The 18,340-nt window shown below is 69.1% G+C and carries 14 protein-coding genes; 13 read left to right on the forward strand and 1 reads right to left on the reverse strand.

The window, feature by feature from the left end; all coding sequences use genetic code 11:
• Window positions 1-96: 96 nt before the first annotated feature.
• Window positions 97-1,053 (reverse strand): hypothetical protein, encoded by a 957-nt coding sequence (locus tag RPQ07_RS24475; protein ID WP_313946326.1) that lies wholly within the window; start codon window positions 1,051-1,053, stop codon window positions 97-99.
• A gap of 136 nt (window positions 1,054-1,189) precedes the next feature.
• Between RPQ07_RS24475 and RPQ07_RS24480 the strand changes: the two genes are divergently transcribed.
• The 13 genes from RPQ07_RS24480 (at window position 1,190) to RPQ07_RS24540 (ending at window position 18,250) form a co-directional block, all read left to right on the forward strand.
• A complete protein-coding gene (locus RPQ07_RS24480) occupies window positions 1,190-3,814 on the forward strand; it encodes a valine--tRNA ligase (RefSeq protein WP_313946327.1) in 2,625 nt (874 codons plus the stop codon).
• A gap of 86 nt (window positions 3,815-3,900) precedes the next feature.
• Window positions 3,901-5,391, forward strand: coding sequence for a bifunctional tetrahydrofolate synthase/dihydrofolate synthase (gene folC / locus RPQ07_RS24485; protein ID WP_313946328.1), 1,491 nt, complete (start codon window positions 3,901-3,903; stop codon window positions 5,389-5,391).
• 6 nt (window positions 5,392-5,397) lie between these two features.
• Window positions 5,398-5,742: a DUF4233 domain-containing protein gene (locus RPQ07_RS24490; protein WP_313946329.1), complete on the forward strand. Its 345-nt coding sequence runs from the start codon at window positions 5,398-5,400 to the stop codon at window positions 5,740-5,742.
• 93 nt (window positions 5,743-5,835) lie between these two features.
• Window positions 5,836-6,249: a nucleoside-diphosphate kinase gene (ndk, locus tag RPQ07_RS24495; protein ID WP_313946330.1), complete on the forward strand. Its 414-nt coding sequence runs from the start codon at window positions 5,836-5,838 to the stop codon at window positions 6,247-6,249.
• Window positions 6,250-6,503: 254 nt separating this feature from the next.
• Entirely contained in the window at window positions 6,504-7,523 is a 1,020-nt protein-coding gene (locus RPQ07_RS24500) for a rod shape-determining protein (RefSeq protein ID WP_142218247.1), read from the forward strand.
• 167 nt (window positions 7,524-7,690) lie between these two features.
• Window positions 7,691-8,671: a rod shape-determining protein MreC gene (gene mreC, locus RPQ07_RS24505; RefSeq protein ID WP_313946331.1), complete on the forward strand. Its 981-nt coding sequence runs from the start codon at window positions 7,691-7,693 to the stop codon at window positions 8,669-8,671.
• Window positions 8,672-8,684: 13 nt separating this feature from the next.
• Window positions 8,685-9,353, forward strand: coding sequence for a rod shape-determining protein MreD (gene mreD, locus RPQ07_RS24510; protein ID WP_313946332.1), 669 nt, complete (start codon window positions 8,685-8,687; stop codon window positions 9,351-9,353).
• 19 nt (window positions 9,354-9,372) lie between these two features.
• Complete coding sequence (mrdA, locus tag RPQ07_RS24515) at window positions 9,373-11,538, forward strand: penicillin-binding protein 2 (protein ID WP_313946333.1); 2,166 nt, start codon at window positions 9,373-9,375, stop codon at window positions 11,536-11,538.
• 3 nt (window positions 11,539-11,541) lie between these two features.
• Window positions 11,542-12,741, forward strand: coding sequence for a rod shape-determining protein RodA (gene rodA, locus RPQ07_RS24520; protein ID WP_313946334.1), 1,200 nt, complete (start codon window positions 11,542-11,544; stop codon window positions 12,739-12,741).
• 49 nt (window positions 12,742-12,790) lie between these two features.
• Window positions 12,791-14,335: a CYTH and CHAD domain-containing protein gene (locus RPQ07_RS24525; RefSeq protein ID WP_313946335.1), complete on the forward strand. Its 1,545-nt coding sequence runs from the start codon at window positions 12,791-12,793 to the stop codon at window positions 14,333-14,335.
• Window positions 14,336-14,387: 52 nt separating this feature from the next.
• Window positions 14,388-16,313, forward strand: coding sequence for a TIGR03960 family B12-binding radical SAM protein (locus RPQ07_RS24530; RefSeq protein WP_313949013.1), 1,926 nt, complete (start codon window positions 14,388-14,390; stop codon window positions 16,311-16,313).
• Between the two features lie 71 nt (window positions 16,314-16,384).
• Window positions 16,385-16,918, forward strand: a complete 534-nt coding sequence (locus RPQ07_RS24535) for a GNAT family N-acetyltransferase (RefSeq protein ID WP_313946336.1) — start codon at window positions 16,385-16,387, stop codon at window positions 16,916-16,918.
• Window positions 16,919-16,933: 15 nt separating this feature from the next.
• Window positions 16,934-18,250, forward strand: a complete 1,317-nt coding sequence (locus tag RPQ07_RS24540; protein WP_313946337.1) for a hypothetical protein — start codon at window positions 16,934-16,936, stop codon at window positions 18,248-18,250.
• Window positions 18,251-18,340 lie beyond the last annotated feature (90 nt).

Consider the following 18,340-nt stretch of genomic DNA (forward strand, 5'->3'; position numbering starts at 1 on the left):
TCGTATCGCATGTGGGCCCGGCCACAACTGGCCGGGCCCACCATCGTGTGGCGCCGGTTCCCTGCCCACGGGAGGGCCCCGGAACCGGGTGCCCACTTACAGCTTGACGCGCACTTCCTTGCGGAGTTTCGCGGTGATGCTTGCCGAGTCCTCTGCCGGCACGCTCTTGCCGGCCAGCACGTCGGCCATGTTCATCGGGATGGTGAAGCCGAGCGTGCTGTGGTCGCCCCAGACGCACACGTTCATCGTCAGCTCCTTGGGCCCGGCGGCGGGAGCGTCGGAGTCCTTGGGTGGCGTCGACTTGATGGCCTGGCACTTCAGCACAGCGCCGTCGGCCTCCGCGGGGGTGTATGCCTTCGGCTCACCGACCAACTCGGCCTCGGAGTCCTTCTCCTTCTTGGACTCTGCCTCGATGCTGGCGAACACACCGTCGACGACCTTCTCCGGGTCGTCGATCTCGCCGTAGACGCCGCCGAACTGCAACAGCTTTCCAGCCAGCGGGTTGTTGGGGTCCTTGACCTGGTAGCTGGCTTCGACCTGCTTGGCGTTCTTGACGCCGTTCTTCTCCGCGTCCTTGAGGAAGTCGTCTTCGCCCGGGCCGCTGCCGCTGTCGGACTTCTTGTACTCGCCCAGGACCGTGGCCGGCGTCGTCAGCTTGTGCGGGCCGTCGTCCGCGACGTCGCTGCTGCCACCGTCGCCCAGGAAGAAGTACGCGCCACCGGCGATCACCGCGAGCGCCACCACCGACGCCGCCACGATCAGGCCCGTCTTCTTCTTCGGGGCACCCGGCGGGGGCGGGACCTGGCCGCCGCCGTAGGGCTGCTGGCCGTACGGGCCCGGCTGCTGCGGCTGGCCCCACTGGCCCTGCTGCTGGGGGACGCCCTGCGGCGGGGTCTGCTGCGGGTAGCCGTATCCGGGCTGCGGCTGCTGCTGCGGGTACCCGTAGCCGGGCTGCGGGGCCTGCGGCGGCTGCTGGCCGTAGGGACCCGGCTGACCATACGGTCCGGGCTGCTGAGGCTGGCCGCCGTACGGGCCCGGCTGGTTGTAGCTCATTACTGGGTTCCCCTCCAGAAACTTATGTGTTCCGAACATCCTGGCCCAAGCGCCCGCATCGCGGGGCAGCGGGGCCCACACCGTTACCGAAGATTCCCGTTTCAGTACGGCCCTGTGACACCTCTAAACTGGGCGCGTGACCGAGAACTCTCAGCAGCAGAACCCAGCGCCCATCACCGAACTGCCGACCCAGTACGCGCCGGCCGAGGTAGAGGGGAAGCTGTACGAGCGCTGGGTGGAGCGCGGTTACTTCGAGGCCGACGCGAAGAGCGACAAGCCGCCGTTCACCGTTGTCATCCCGCCGCCGAACGTCACCGGAAGCCTGCACCTGGGCCATGCCTTCGAGCACACCCTGATCGACGCCCTCACCCGCCGTAAGCGGATGCAGGGGTTCGAGACGCTGTGGCAGCCCGGCATGGACCACGCCGGCATCGCGACCCAGAACGTCGTCGAGCGCGAACTCGCCAAGGAGGGCAAGTCCCGTCACGACCTGGGCCGCGAGGAGTTCGTCGAGCGTGTCTGGCAGTGGAAGGCGGAGTCCGGTGGCCAGATCTCCGGGCAGATGCGGCGCCTCGGAGACGGTGTCGCGTGGTCGCGCGAGCGCTTCACCATGGACGAGGGCCTGTCCCAGGCCGTCCAGACCATCTTCAAGCGGCTGTACGACGACGAGCTGATCTACCGCGCCGAGCGCATCATCAACTGGTGCCCGCGCTGTCTCACCGCCATCTCGGACATCGAGGTGGAGTACCAGGACGACGAGGGAGAGCTCGTCTCCATCCGCTACGGCGAGGGCGAGGCGTCGATCGTCGTCGCCACCACCCGCGCCGAGACGATGCTCGGTGACACCGGTGTCGCCGTTCACCCCGACGACGAGCGCTACAAGCACCTCGTCGGCACCGAGATCGTGCTGCCCCTCACCGGTCGCCGCATCCCGGTCGTCGCCGACGAGCACGTCGATCCCGAGTTCGGCACCGGCGCCGTCAAGGTGACGCCCGCCCACGACCCGAACGACTTCGAGATCGGCCAGCGCCACGGGCTGCCGAACCTCGCCGTCATGGACGAGCACGCCATCATCACCGCGCACGGCCCCTTCCAGGGCCTGGACCGGCTGGAGGCCCGCAGCGCCATCGTCGCCGCACTGCGCGCGGACGGCCGGATCGTCGCCGAGAAGCGTCCCTACACCCACTCCGTCGGGCACTGCTCGCGCTGCAAGACCACCATCGAGCCGCGTCTGTCGATGCAGTGGTGGGTCAAGGTCGGCCCGCTCGCCAAGGCCGCCGGTGACGCGGTCCGTGACGGCCGCGTCAAGATCCACCCGCAGGAGATGGAGAAGCGCTACTTCGACTGGGTCGACAACCTCCACGACTGGTGCATCTCACGCCAGTTGTGGTGGGGCCACCGCATCCCGGTCTGGTACGGCCCGAACGGTGAGGTCGTCTGCGTCGGACCCGACGAGCAGCCCCCGAGCGGCGACGGCTGGACGCAGGACACCGATGTCCTGGACACCTGGTTCTCCTCGGGTCTGTGGCCCTTCTCGACGCTCGGCTGGCCCGAACAGACCGACAGCCTGGCGAAGTTCTACCCGAACTCCGTCCTGGTCACGGGCTACGACATCCTCTTCTTCTGGGTCGCCCGGATGATGATGTTCGGGCTGTACGCGATGGACGGCACACCGCCGTTCCACACCATCGCCCTGCACGGCATGGTCCGCGACCAGTTCGGCAAGAAGATGTCGAAGTCGTTCGGCAACGCGGTCAACCCGCTGGACTGGATGGACAGTTACGGCTCCGACGCCGTCCGCTTCACCCTGGCCCGCGGCGCCAATCCGGGGGTCGACGTCCCGATCGGCGAGGACTGGGTCCAGGCGTCCCGGAACTTCGCCAACAAGATCTGGAACGCCACCCGTTTCGCGCTGATGAACGGTGCGACGATCGAGGGCGAACTGCCGCCGGTCGAGCAGCTGTCGGCGACCGACCGGTGGATCCTGTCGCGGCTCAACAATACCGTGGCCGAGGTCGACGCGTACTACGAGGACTACCAGTTCTCGAAGCTGTCGGACTCGCTCTACCACTTCGCGTGGGACGAGGTCTTCGACTGGTACGTCGAGCTGTCCAAGACCGTCTTCTTCGGCGGTGGCGAGGCGGCCAAGGCATCCGGCCGGGTCCTCGGTGAGGTCCTCGACGTCATGCTGCGGCTGCTGCACCCCGTGGTTCCGTTCGTCACCGAGACGCTCTGGACCACGCTGACCGGCCGGGAGTCGATCGTCATCGCCGAGTGGCCGGCCGACAGCGGCTTCCGCGACGACGCCGCCGAGCGGGAGATCGAGAACCTCCAGCGCGTCGTCACCGAAGTCCGCCGCTTCCGTTCCGACCAGGGCCTCCAGCCCGGCCAGAAGGTCCCCGCCCGGCTCACCCTCGACGGCACCGCTCTCGCGCCGCACGAGGCCGCGATCCGGCAGCTGCTGCGGCTCCAGCCGGAGGGCGAGGCCTTCAGCGCGACCGCGACCCTGCCGGTCGCCGGAGCCACGGTCGCCCTCGACCTGTCCGGCACCATCGACGTCGCCGCCGAGCGCAAGCGGCTCGCGAAGGACCTCGCGGCGGCCGAGAAGGAGAAGGCCCAGGCGCACGGCAAGCTCGGCAACGAGGCGTTCCTGGCCAAGGCCCCGGACAACGTGGTCGACAAGATCCGTACCCGGCTCGCCAAGGCCGAGGAGGACATCGAGCGGATCAGCGCGCAGCTGGACGGCCTGCCGCCGGCCTGATGTACACGGCTCCGCCCCGGACCCCGAGAACACGGGGGTCCGGGGCGGAGCTCCGTGTCGGGGCAGGGGCTCCGTAGACTGGCCCTGTGAGTGAGCAGCCCGACCCTTTCGACGAGATCGTCGACGCCGAGACCGACCGTGACCCCGACCTGGCGGTGATCGAGGCCGGCAGCCGTACCCTGCGCGCGCAGGCCGGCGTACCCCAGGGTGACGCCGCACCTGCCCGGCCCGCGGACCCGGAGGTGGACAAGGCACTCCGCGCCGTGGAGCAGGAGCTGGCCGGCCGCTGGGGCGAGACCAAGCTGGAGCCGTCCGTCGCCCGGATCGCCGCCCTGATGGATGTGCTGGGGGAACCCCAGCGGGCGTATCCCTCGATCCACATCACCGGAACGAACGGCAAGACCTCCACCGCCCGCATGATCGAGGCCCTGCTCTCCGCCTTCGAGCTGCGCACCGGCCGGTACACCTCGCCGCACGTGCAGTCGATCACCGAGCGGATCAGCCTCGACGGCGCCCCGATCGAGGCCGAGCGCTTCATCGAGACGTACGAGGACATCAAGCCGTACGTCGAGATGGTCGACCAGGCGCAGGAGTTCCGGCTCTCCTTCTTCGAAGTGCTCACCGGTATGGCGTACGCCGCCTTCGCCGACGCGCCCGTGGACGTGGCGGTCGTCGAGGTCGGTATGGGCGGCAGCTGGGACGCGACGAACGTGATCGACGCCTCGGTCGCCGTGATCACCCCGATCGACCTGGACCACACCGACCGGCTCGGCTCCACCCCCGGTGAGATCGCGGCCGAGAAGGCCGGTGTCATCAAGGAGGGCGCGACCGTCATCCTGGCGCAGCAGCCCGTGGACGCCGCGCAGGTGATGCTGAAGAAGGCCGTGGAGGTCGATGCCACGGTGGCCCGCGAGGGCATGGAGTTCGGTCTGGTGTCCCGGGAGGTCGCGGTCGGCGGTCAGCAGCTGACGCTGCGCGGCCTCGGCGGCGAGTACGACGAGATCTTCCTTCCGCTGTACGGGGCACACCAGGCGCGCAACGCGGCGGTGGCGCTGGCGGCGGTCGAGGCGTTCTTCGGTGTCGGCGCCGAGCAGACGGGTGCGCTGGACGCGGACACCGTCCGCAAGGCGTTCGCCGCCGTGTCCTCGCCCGGCAGGCTGGAGGTCGTACGCCGCAGCCCGACCGTCGTCCTGGACGCGGCGCACAACCCGGCGGGAGCGCGGGCGAGCGCCGAAGCGGTCACCGAGGCCTTCGGGTTCTCCCGGCTCATCGGTGTGGTGGGCGCGAGCGGCGAGAAGGATGTGCGCGGACTGCTGGAGGCGTTCGAGCCGATCTTCGCCGAGGTCGTCATCACCCAGAACTCCAGTCATCGGGCGATGGACGTCGACACCCTGGCGGGGGTCGCCGTCGAGATCTTCGGCGACGACCGGGTGGTGGTCGAGCCACGGCTGGACGAGGCACTGGAGGCGGCGATCACGCTCGCCGAGGAAGAAGCCGAATACGCGGGCGCTGGTGTGCTGGTGACCGGCTCGGTGATCACGGTCGGCGAAGCCCGGCTGCTGCTGAAGAGGGGCTGACCGCTGATGCGAACGCTCTGCGCTTCCACTCTCATCGGTGAATTCTTCGTCATCGGTTTCGCCGGCCTTGTCGCCATGAAGTCGGACGGCCTGTCGACCGCCACCGTCTGGACGGTGTGCGGCGTCGGGATGGTGCTGTCGGTGCTGCTGTGCGGGATGATCACCCGCCCCGGCGGGGTCCAGCTCGGCTGGGCTCTGCAGATCGCGCTGATCGCGAGCGGGTTCGTGGTGCCCACGATGTTCTTCCTGGGAGCGGTGTTCGCGGGCCTGTGGTGGGCCTCCGTGCACTACGGCCGCAAAATCGACGAGGCGAAGGCGAGATGGGCGGCCCAGGACCCGGTCCCGGAGTGAACCCCCGGGCCTGACGCTGAGTGATCTCGGCCCCGTTCGGCCCTGTAGCCTCTGAACACTCGCACCCTTACCTGCACTGAAGGAGCTCGATCCGTGAGCCAGCGCACGCTCGTCCTGCTCAAGCCCGACGCCGTACGCCGCGGTCTGATCGGCGAGATCATCGGCCGTATCGAGGCCAAGGCCGGCTGGACCATCAGCGCGCTGGAGCTGCGCACGCTCGAGGCGGAGATCCTGGAGCAGCACTACGGCGAGCACAAGGGAAAGCCCTTCTACGAGCCGCTGGTCGAGTTCATGGCCTCCGGTCCGGTCGTCGCGCTGGTCGTCGACGGCGAGCGGGTCATCGAGGGCATGCGCGCGCTCGCCGGTCCGACCGACCCGATTGCCGCGGCTCCGGGCTCCATCCGTGGCGACTTCGGCACGATCGTCCGGGAGAACCTGATCCACGCCTCGGACTCGGAGGAGTCCGCCATTCGGGAACTGAAGATTTTTTTCCCGGGCCTTTCCTGACCGGGCGTCAGCCGAACAGCGCTCATGACCTGGGGCGACCGAAGGAATTTCGGTCGCCCTTCGGTATATGCGCGCGCAATTCGGGAACGCATCGCTGCGACACCTCGTCACCTATAGAGAGGTGGACCACCGCGCCGTGTCCGTGCAGGCGGCACTACGATGGAAGCCTCCACGCCACAGCACCCACCTCGCCGTCCTAAAAAGCCATCAACGCTCGATTTGGGAAGGCCAGACGCATCCTCATGGGGAACAACATGTCGTTCATCGGCCGTGACATGGCTGTCGACCTCGGGACCGCCAACACGCTGGTGTACGTCAGGGGCCGGGGGATCGTCCTCAACGAGCCGTCCGTCGTCGCCATCAACACCAACACGGGCGGCATTCTCGCGGTCGGCGCCGAGGCGAAGAAGATGATCGGCCGGACACCGGGCAACATCGTTGCCGTCCGGCCGTTGAAGGACGGCGTCATCGCCGACTTCGAGATCACCGAGCGAATGCTCCGCTACTTCATCCTGAAGATCCACAAGCGCCGGTACCTCGCCCGGCCGCGTGTCGTCGTCTGTGTGCCCTCCGGCATCACGGGAGTCGAGCGCCGCGCGGTCATCGAGGCATCGACGCAGGCGGGCGCCCGTCAGGTGCACATCATCGAGGAGCCCATGGCCGCGGCCATCGGCTCCGGACTCCCGGTTCATGAAGCCACCGGCAATATGGTCGTCGACATCGGCGGCGGCACCACCGAAGTCGCCGTGATCTCGCTCGGCGGAATCGTCACAGCACAGTCCATTCGCGTCGCCGGCGACGAGCTGGACAACGCGATCATTCAGCACATCAAGAAGGAGTACTCACTCCTGCTCGGCGAACGGACCGCCGAGAACATCAAGATCACCATTGGTTCCGCGTACGACATGGACAAGGACGAGCACACCGAGATCCGCGGTCGTGACCTCGTGTCCGGTCTGCCCAAGACCGTCGTCATTTCGGCCGCCGAAGTCCGCAAGGCGATCGAGGAACCGGTCAACGCGATCGTGGACGCCGTCAAGACCACGCTCGACAAGTGCCCGCCGGAGCTGTCCGGTGACGTCATGGACCGCGGCATCGTCCTCACCGGCGGTGGCGCACTGCTGCGCGGCCTGGACGAACGGCTGCGCCGCGAGACCGGTATGCCGATCCACATCGCCGAGGACCCGCTGGATTCGGTGGCTCTCGGATCCGGCAAGTGCGTCGAGGAGTTCGAGGCGCTCCAGCAGGTGCTGGACGCACAGCCCCGCCGCTAGGTCTGTTCGGGGGCGGGGCCCCGGGGTGTCGGGCCCCGGGAGGGACGATCTGCCCCCTGGGCCCACGGGCCCGGGGGGATCCCCTGTTCGGGTGCCTGCCAACCCGTACAGCAGATCGTTGATATACAGACATCAACATTCCTACGAGGAAGGCACGGCCGCCGCACGTGAGGGACACACGAGAGAGCCGGCTGCTCCTGGTGCTGCTGATCGCCATCGCGTTCGCTTTGATCACGGTGGACATCCGCGGGGGCGAGGACTCACCCGTCGACGGCGCCCGGCAGGCCGCCGCCTCGGCCTTCGGGCCCGTCGAGAACGGCGTGGCCGCAGCGGTCGACCCGATCGGCAACGCCATCGGAGCCGTACGGGACTCCGGGGAGCGACACGACCGCATCGCCGTGCTGGAGCGCGAGAACGCCGCGCTCAAGGCCAGACTCGGAAGCGACGACCGCAACCGCAGCCGCGCGCGCGAGCTCGACAAGATGCTCAAGACCGCGGGCGCCGGGCAGTACGGCATCAAGGGCGCGGAGGTCATCGCCATAGGAGCCGCCCAGGGCTTCTCGTGGACCGTCACCATCGACGTCGGTTCCGACGACGGCATCAAACGCGACATGACCGTGCTGAACGGCGACGGACTCGTCGGCCGCGTCACCACCGTCGGCCCGGGTACGGCGACCGTACTGCTGGCCAACGACCCGGACTTCACCGTCGGTACCCGGATGGAGAAGACCGACGAACTCGGCTTCGCCACCGGCCAGGGCGACCGTCCGCTCTCCGTCCAGCTGCTCAACGGCAAGTCCAAGGTGAAGAAGGGCGACCGGCTGGTCACCTTCGGCTCCCAGGCCGACAAGCCGTTCGTGCCGGGCGTCCCCGTCGGTGAGGTGGTCCGCGTCGACCCCACCGGCGGCGACCTGACCCGCAACATCTTCGTCCGGCCCTACGTCGGCTTCAGCAAGCTCGACATCGTCGGCGTGGTCGTCGTAGCCCCTCGCTCCGACCCGCGCGACACCGTCCTGCCGCCGAAACCCGCAGCGCCCCGGCCCACGCCCACGGTCACCGTGACCGTCACGCCGAGCGCCGGCAGCGGCGACAACGCGGGCAACGGCGAGGACTCCGGCAATGCCGACGACCAGAACGACCAGCAGTAGGAGCTGATCCGTCATGCGTTTCAACCGGATGCTTCTCTCGACGACGCTCGTCGTGGTCGCTCTCGTCATCCAGGTCTCCATCCTCGCCCGCCTCCAGCTGCCCGGTGCCGTTCCCGACCTGATGCTGCTCGTCGTCCTCGGACTCGCGCTCGTCTACGGCCACATGGCGGGAGCCTTCATCGGCTTCGGCGCGGGACTCCTCGCCGACCTCGCACCGCCCGCCGACCACGCCGCCGGGCGCTACGCCCTCGTGCTCTGCGTGATCGGCTACCTCGCGGGCCTCGCCCGCCCCGACACCGGCCGGTTCAGGTCCGCCACCGGACCGATGCTCGTCGTCGTCGCTGCCGCCGTCGGCTCGACCCTGCTGTACGCCGGGGTGGGCGCCCTCGTCGGCGACACCGCCGCCCGCCATGTGGGCCTCGGCAGCCTGCTGTTCACGGCCGCCGTCTACGACCTGCTGCTCGCGCCGTTCACCGTGCCGCTGATCATGGCGCTGGCCAGACGCGCCGACAACGATCCGCTCGAGAACAGCCAGACCAGCAACGCCGGGGACGTCGCCTCCGGCTGGCTCGCCTCCGGCACCGGCCTGCGGATCGGCAGCCAGCGCGGCGGCCTGCGGCTGAAGGCCGCCAGGACCAGAGCGGCCCGCGCCGGCCGCATCAAGGGAGTCAAGCGACTGTGAACGAGGGGGCACACGCAGCATGAGCAACATCCCCGAGACCGGCCGGACCCCTCGGGTCCAGATCCGGCTCGTCGTCATCCAGGTCCTCGTCTTCTCCCTCCTCCTCACACTCGGCGGACGCCTCTGGTACATCCAGATCCGCAACGGCCAGGAGTACACCGACGAGGCCAAGAACAACCACGTCCAGCAGGTCGTCCAGCCCGCGGTCCGCGGCTCGATCCTCGACTCCCGCGGCGTCCCCCTCGCCGACAACGAGACCCGCCTGGTCGTCTCCGCGTCCCGCACCGAGCTGATGAAGATGAAGGACGACGGCAAGGCCGTCCTCACCCGGCTCGGCGCGGTCCTCGGCATGAAGCCGAAGGACGTCATGGACAAGGTCAGGCTCTGCGACTCCAAGACCCCGCAGCCCTGCTGGAACGGCTCGCCCTACCAGCCGATCCCCGTCACCGACGAGGCCACCACCCAGCAGGCCCTCCAGATCCGTGAACGCGCCGAGGACTTCCCCGGCATCACGGCCGAGCCCACCGCCGTACGCCGCTACGCCGCGCCCGGCAAGACCAACACCGCGCAGGTCCTCGGCTATCTCTCACCCGTCACCGACGAGGAGATCGAGAAGGCCAAGGACACCGACTCGCCCTTCCTGCGCTCCGACCAGGTCGGCCGCTCCGGACTCGAGCGCACCTACGACAAGGCCCTGCGCGGCAACGCCGGCGTCACCCGCTACGAGGTCGACAACCTCGGCCGCGTCATCGGCCAGGCCGACAAGGACCTCGCCCAGCCCGGTGCCAACGTCGTCACCTCCATCGATGCCCGGGTGCAGGCCGTCGCCGAGTACGAGCTCAACTTCGCGATGAAGGAAGCCCGCAAGGAGCACGACCGCAACACCAACGAGAACTACAAGGCCGACGCGGGCGCCGTCGTGGTCATGGAGAACAAGACCGGCCGGATCATCTCCATGGCCTCCCAGCCCACCTACGACCCCAACGCCTGGGTCGGCGGCATCTCCGGCAAGGACTACGCCAGGCTCACCGGCAAGTCCTCGAACTACCCGCTGCTCAACCGCGCCATCCAGGGCCAGGCCGCACCCGGCTCGATCTTCAAGGTGATCTCCTCCACCGCCGCGGTCAACGCCGGATACGAGTTCAACGGCAACTACCCCTGCCCGAGCTCGTACTCCGTCGGCGGCCAGGTCTTCAAGAACTTCGAGTCCAAGGGCTACGGCAGCATCAGCCTCGGCCGCGCCCTCGAGGTCTCCTGCGACACCGTCTACTACGGCCTCGCCCACCGCGAGTGGCAGAAGGACGGCGGCACCAAGCCCAAGAAGAAGCCCAACGACTGGTTCTACAAGACCGCCCACCAGTTCGGCCTCGGCAAGGAGACCGGCATCGACCTCCCCAACGAGGTCAGCGGCCGCGTCCCCGACCGCCAGTGGAAGCAGAGCTTCTGGGAGGCGAACAAGGACGGCTGGTGCAAGCAGGGCAAGAGGAACGGCGACTACGTCGAGAAGATCGCGTACGAGAACTGCCTCGAAGGCAACCGGATGCGCGCCGGTGACTCCGTCAACTACTCGATCGGCCAGGGAGACACCCTCGTCACCCCGATCCAGATGGCCACCATCTACGCGGCCATCGCCAACGGCGGCACCCTCTTCAACCCCACCATCGGCAAGGCGATCATCAGCGCGGACGGCAAGAGCGTCGAGCAGATCAAGCCCACCTCGCACGGCAAGCTGCCGATGAACACCAAGACCAGGAAGCAGATAGACGCCGCCCTCGCGGGAGTCACCACCCGCGGCTCCGCCGCCTGGCGATTCGGCGGCTGGCCGCAGGACAAGATCCCGATGCACGCCAAGACGGGTACGGCCGAGGTCTACGGCAAGCAGACGACCTCATGGTTCGTCTCCTACACGAACGACTACACGATCATCATGACGATCGCCCAGGGTGGTACGGGTTCCGGAGCGTCCGGACCCGCCGTCCGCAAGATCTACGAAGCCATGTACGGACTCGACGAGAAGGGCGGCCAGGACCTCAAGAAGGCCCTCATGCCCGCCCCGCAGACCGCACTGCCGAAGATCCAGCCCGACGGCTCCATCGACGCCCCGAAGATCCAGCCGTACCAGCCCAAGAAGCCCGAGGCCCCGGCCGAACAGCAGCTCGCGGGACCGCCCGCGCGGAGGGACTGAGACATGGCCGGCAATGGCTTCTCCGTCTCCGGATACGGCCCGCAGCGCGGCGGTATGTGGACCCGTCTGTCCGCACGCGACTCCGTCGTGCGCAGACTCGACTGGCCCCTGCTGTTCTCCGCGATCGCCCTCTCCTTCGTCGGGTCGCTCCTCGTGTGGTCCGCCACCCGCAACCGCGAGGTGCTCAACCACGGAGACCCCTACTACTTCCTGTTCCGGCACGTCCTCAACACCGGCATCGGCCTCGCCCTGATGGTCGGCACGATCTGGCTCGGACACCGCACCCTGCGCGGAGCCGTCCCCGTGCTCTACGGGATCTCCGTCATCCTCGTGCTGCTCGTCCTCACACCCGTCGGCGCGACCATCAACGGCGCGCACGCCTGGATCGTGCTCGGCGGCGGCTTCTCCATCCAGCCGTCCGAGTTCGTGAAGATCACGATCATCCTCGGCATGGCGATGATGCTCGCCGCCCGCGTCGACGCGGGCGACCTCGTCCATCCGGACCACCGCACCGTCGCCAAGTCCCTCGGCCTCGCGCTCGTGCCGATGGCCATCGTGATGCTGATGCCCGACCTCGGCTCGGTCATGGTGATGGCCGTCATCGTGCTCGGCGTCCTGCTCGCCTCCGGAGCCTCCAACCGCTGGATCCTCGGGATCATCGGCACCGGCGTCATCGGCGCCGTCGCCGTCGCGGCCCTCGGCGTCCTCGACGAGTACCAGATCAACCGCTTCGCGGCATTCGCCAACCCCGAACTCGACCCCGCCGGAGTCGGCTACAACACCAACCAGGCGCGGATCGCCATCGGATCCGGCGGCCTGAGCGGCACCGGCCTGTTCAAGGGCTCCCAGACCACCGGCCAGTTCGTCCCCGAGCAGCAGACCGACTTCGTCTTCACCGTCGCCGGCGAAGAGCTCGGCTTCCTCGGCGCCGGACTGATCCTGCTCCTGCTCGGCGTGGTGCTCTGGCGCGCCTGCCGGATCGCCCGCGAGACCACCGAGCTCTACGGCACCATCGTCGCCGCCGGCATCATCGCCTGGTTCGCCTTCCAGTCCTTCGAGAACGTCGGCATGACCCTCGGCATCATGCCGGTCGCCGGTCTGCCACTGCCGTTCGTGTCCTACGGAGGCTCGTCGATGTTCGCCGTCTGGGTCGCCGTCGGGCTGCTCCAGTCCATCCGCGTGCAACGGCCGATAACTGCGTAGTGCCTGCCTGCGCGGGTCTGGCGAACCCAATCATGGGTAAGTTCGACTCATGGTGGACACCAAGCGAGAGATCGAGCGAAAGTACGAGGCCGCCCCCGACACCAAACTGCCCGACCTCACCAAGGTCGGCGCAGTCGCCGCAACGCTCGAACAGGGCGTCACCGAGCTCGACGCCGTCTACTACGACACCGCCGACCTGCGGCTCTCCGCAGCCTCCATCACCCTGCGCCGCAGGACCGGGGGCGCGGACGCGGGCTGGCACCTCAAGCTCCCCGTCGCGCCCGACGTGCGCGACGAGATCCAGGCGCCGCTCTCCGACGAGGTCCCCGAGGAGATCGCGCACCTCGTCACGGCCCGCGTCCGCGGAGCCGGCCTCGTACCCGTCGTCCGCCTCCGCACCGCCCGCGACGTCCTCCACCTGGTCGACGAGAACGGCGACCTCCTGGCCGAACTCAGCAAGGACACCGTCCACGCGCAGCGGCTCGCCCCGGGCGAGCTGCGCACCGCCGCATGGGACGAGATCGAGGTCGAACTCGCCGACGGCAAGGATCCGGCCCTTCTCGACGCGATCGACAAGAAGCTCCGCAAGGCCGGACTCGTCCGGGCCGCGAGCCCCTCCAAACTGGCCCGCGCACTGGAGGAGACCGCCCCCGACGAGGACAGCGCCGAGCAGACGCACGGGAAGTCCGCCGGGCCCGTCGTCACACCCGGCAGCGCGGGCGCCTACATCCTCGACTACGTCCGCGAGCAGATCGAGGCCGTCCTCGCCTACGACCCCGCCGTACGCCGCGACCTCCCCGACTCGGTCCACCAGATGCGCGTCGCCACCCGCAGGCTCCGCAGCGCCTTCAAGACCTACCGCAAGATCCTCGACCGCACCGTCACCGATCCCGTCGGCGACGAGCTCAAGTGGCTGGCCGCGGAGCTCGGCGTCGCCCGCGACCAGGAAGTACTCGCCGCACGGCTCGACACCCGCATCGCCGCCGTACCGCAGACACTGCTGCTCGGACCCGTGCGCGCACGGCTCCAGGTCTGGAACGCCTCACAGGGCTCCGACTCCCGCCGCAGGGCCATCGCCACCCTGGACAGCACGCGCTACCTCGACCTCCTCGACACCCTCGACGCGCTCCTCGCCGACCCGCCGCTGCGCAAGGGCGCCGCCGGCGACCCCACCGACGTCATCCCCAAGGCGATCACCAAGGACTTCGAGCGCCTCGCCGGCCGGGTCGAGCCCGCCCTCGGCATGGAACCCGGCGAGGAACGGGACGTCGCACTCCACGAGGCCCGCAAGGCCGCCAAGCGCGCCCGCTACGCCGGAGAGGCCGCCAGGCCCGCCCTCGGCAAACCGGCGAAGCGCTTCGCCAAGGCCATGAAGAGCGTGCAGACCCTGCTCGGCGACCACCAGGACAGCGTCGTCGCCCGCGGCACCCTGCGCGATCTGGCGATCCAGGCCCACGCCGCCGGAGAATCCGCCTTCACCTGGGGACTCCTGCACGGCCGCGAGGAGAGCGAGGCGGCCGATCTGGAGCGGGAGCTGCCCGGCGTCTGGGCCAAGGCCGCCAAGAAGGATCATCGGACTGCGCTGACCGGGTGAGCATCGGGGGTACGCTGGATGGTCACCCAACCCGCTCATGAGAGACACCACGATGCCTGTCGAGTCGGTCTTCCCACGCCTGGAAGCGCTTCTCCCGCACGTCCAGAAGCCGATTCAGTACGTCGGAGGAGAACTCAACTCCACCGTCAAGGACTGGGACGCCTGCGACGTCCGCTGGGCGCTCATGTACCCCGACGCGTACGAGGTCGGACTCCCCAACCAGGGCGTCATGATCCTCTACGAGGTACTGAACGAGCGTGACGGCGTGCTGGCGGAGCGCACCTACAGCGTCTGGCCCGACCTCGAAGAGCTGATGCGCGAACACCGGGTGCCGCAGTTCACCGTCGACGCGCACCGCCCGGTGAAGGCCTTCGACGTCTTCGGCCTCAGCTTCTCCACCGAGCTGGGTTACACCAACATGCTCACGGCCCTCGACCTCGCCGGCATTCCGCTGGAGTCGCGGGACCGCACCCTCGACGACCCGATCGTGCTCGCCGGCGGCCACGCGGCCTTCAACCCCGAGCCGATCGCCGACTTCGTCGACTGCGTGATCATCGGCGACGGCGAGCAGGCCGTCCTCGACATGACCGAGATCATCCGCACCTGGAAGGCGGAAGGACGCCCCGGCGGCCGCGAAGAGGTCCTCTTCCGCCTCGCCAGGACCGGCAGCGTCTACGTCCCGGCCTTCTACGACGTCGAGTACCTGCCCGACGGACGCATCGGCCGCGTCGTACCCAACAAGTCCGGTGTCCCGTGGCGCGTGTCCAAGCACACCGTCATGGACCTCGACGAGTGGCCCTACCCCAAGCAGCCCCTCGTCCCGCTCGCCGAGACCGTCCACGAGCGCATGTCCGTCGAGATCTTCCGCGGCTGCACCCGCGGCTGCCGCTTCTGCCAGGCGGGCATGATCACCCGCCCGGTGCGCGAACGCAGCATCACCGGCATCGGCGACATGGTCGACAAGGGCCTGAAGGCGACCGGCTTCGAAGAGGTCGGCCTGCTCTCGCTGTCCTCCGCGGACCACAGCGAGATCGGCGACATCGCCAAGGGGCTGGCCGACCGGTACGAGGAGGACAAGATCGGTCTGTCCCTCCCGTCCACCCGCGTCGACGCGTTCAACGTCGACCTGGCCAACGAACTGACCCGCAACGGCCGCCGCTCCGGCCTCACCTTCGCCCCCGAGGGCGGCTCCGAGCGCCTGCGCAAGGTCATCAACAAGATGGTCTCGGAGGAGGACCTGATCCGTACGGTCTCCACCGCCTACGGCAACGGCTGGCGCCAGGTGAAGCTGTACTTCATGTGCGGCCTGCCCACCGAGACCGACGAGGACGTCCTGCAGATCGGCGACATGGCCGTGAAGGTCATCGCCGAGGGCCGCAAGGTCTCCGGCCAGAACGACATCCGCTGCACCGTCTCCATCGGCGGCTTCGTCCCCAAGCCGCACACTCCCTTCCAGTGGGCCCCGCAGCTGAGCGCCGAGGAGACCGACGCGCGGCTGGAGAAGCTGCGCGACAAGATCCGCGGCGACAAGAAGTACGGCCGCTCGATCGGCTTCCGCTACCACGACGGCAAGCCCGGCATCGTCGAGGGCCTGCTCTCGCGCGGCGACCGCCGCATCGGCTCCGTGATCCGCGCCGTCTACGAGGACGGCGGCCGCTTCGACGGCTGGCGCGAGCACTTCTCGTACGACCGCTGGATGGCCTGCGCGGACAAGACGCTCCCCGAATTCGGCGTGGACGTCGACTGGTACACCACCCGGGAGCGTACGTACGAGGAGGTCCTGCCCTGGGACCACCTGGACTCCGGTCTCGACAAGGACTGGCTCTGGGAGGACTGGCAGGACTCGCTGGACGAGACCGAGGTCGAGGACTGCCGCTGGACGCCGTGCTTCGACTGTGGGGTGTGTCCTCAGCTCGACACCTCCATCCAGATCGGCCCGACCGGCAAGAAGTTGCTGCCGCTGACCGTCGTCAAGTAGCTCTCGGGGTGGGCCCGGTCGCGTGGGGAACCGCGTGGCCGGGCCCGTCGGCGTCTGGGCACAATGGGGCGATGCCGCAGCTCACCGCTCCCGTCACCGGCGTCCACACCTCCTTCCTCGCCGCGATGGACGAGTTCCTCGCCGAGGGGGCCGACCCCGACACCCTGCTGGCGCACGAGATCGAGGAGTTCGGCCGCGTCTGGCACCGGCCGGACGGTTTCGCCGAGTACGTCGGGCGCCTGCGGGCCGAGGCGTTGGAGGAGACCCCGCGCCCCGAGGGCTGGGTGCCGCATACCAACCTCTGGTTCCTGGACGGCGATGTCTTCCTCGGGCGGCTGGCGATCCGGCATCGACTCACGCCGTTCCTGCACGAGTTGGGCGGGCACATCGGCTACGCGGTGCGACCGTGCGCCCGGCGCAGCGGACACGCCACCGCGATGCTGCGCCAGGCCCTTCCCTACGCACATGAGCTCGGGATCGACTCCGTGCTGCTCACCTGCGACCTCGCCAACACCGCCTCGCGCAAGGTGATCGAGGCCAACGGCGGTGTTCTGGAGGACGAGCGGGGCGGAAAACGCAGGTACTGGATCCGGACGGACCTGTGATGCGTCCTGCCTGACATGGACGTGGAAAAGCGGCCGCCGGCACACACGCCGGTTCGCCGGAGTCAGGGGTACGGCGGGCATCAGGCGCCGGCGGGGTACGAGCCGGGTGAGGGATGTCTGACCACCCTCGTGCGGGTGCCCGTGCGGATTGTGGTCCTCGTCGTGGTCGTACCGGTGCGCATGGTCTGGGATCTGCTCGCCCTGGGCGGCCGGGCCCTCCACCGCACGGTGCTGCGGCCGGTCGGGCGCGGCCTGGCGTGGGTGTACGAGGCAGTCCTCACGCCGGTCGGGCACGCTCTGGTGCGGCTTGCGGTGGTGCTGGGCAAGGCGGTGTTCGTCTGGCCGTGGGTGGGGCTGTGGCGCTATCTCGTGGTGCCGGTGGTGACGTACGGGCTGGTGGTTCCGGCGGTGTGGTTGTACCGGCAGGTGCTGACGCCGGTGGGCCGGGGTGTCGCCGGGGTGCTGATCGGCCTGGGGCGCGGCATCGGATGGACGCTCGGGACGGCGGGGCGTGGCATCGCCTGGCTTGTCGGGCGTCTTGTCGTGGCGCCCGCGCGCTGGGTCCACCGTTCGCTGCTGAGGCCGGTCGGGCAGGGTCTGGCGTGGCTTGCGGTGGTGCTGGGCAAGGTGCTGTTCGTCTGGCCGTGGGTGGGGCTGTGGCGCTATCTCGTGGTGCCGGTGGTGACGTACGGGCTGGTGGTTCCGGCGGTGTGGTTGTACCGGCAGGTGCTGACGCCGCTGGGGCACGGCATCGTCCTGCTGGCGGCCGGCCTCGGGCACGGACTGGCCGTTCTCGGCCGCGGCCTGTGGGCGGCCGTCACCTGGGTCGTGCTGACCCTGCTGGTCGGGCCCGTGGTGTGGCTGGTGGGCACGCTCGTCGTCGCACCGCTCGTGTGGATCTTCCAGCGTGTGCTGGTGCCGCTCGGCCGTGAGATCGGTGCGGCCTTCGCCGTCGCCTGGCGGGTCGCCGGCTATGTGTCGAGCGCGGTCGGCAGTGCCGTGCGGTGGCTCGTCGTCAGGCTCGTGGTCCGGCCGGTGCGCTGGTTCTACGGGAGTGTGTGCACTCCCGTAGGCCACGCCGTGCGGGACGTCGTCTGGCGTCCGGCGAAGAGAGCCGTGGTCGAGGCGGGCCGGGCGGCCGCGGCGGCGGCCCGTTCGGCGAGGGAAACGATCCGGCAGGCGAGGCGTGACGCGTGGCGTGCACTGGTCGGCGGGCCGGGGTATGCGGAACCTGGGGAACCGCTCGTGCCTCGGGCGCGTACTCTGGGTAGTACAACGACTGTCCCCGGCGCGGCGGCCGAGCCCGAGATCTCCCTGCACAAGCAGGGGTGAGCCGGACGGGCCCCCACGGGACACCCCGCATCGACGAGGGCGGCGCGCCCCCCGCGCCCGTCCCGCACCGAGGAGAAGAACCACTGGGCA

Source organism: Streptomyces sp. AM8-1-1, assembly GCF_032229325.1.
GTDB classification, from domain to species: Bacteria; Actinomycetota; Actinomycetes; order Streptomycetales; family Streptomycetaceae; genus Streptomyces; species Streptomyces achmelvichensis.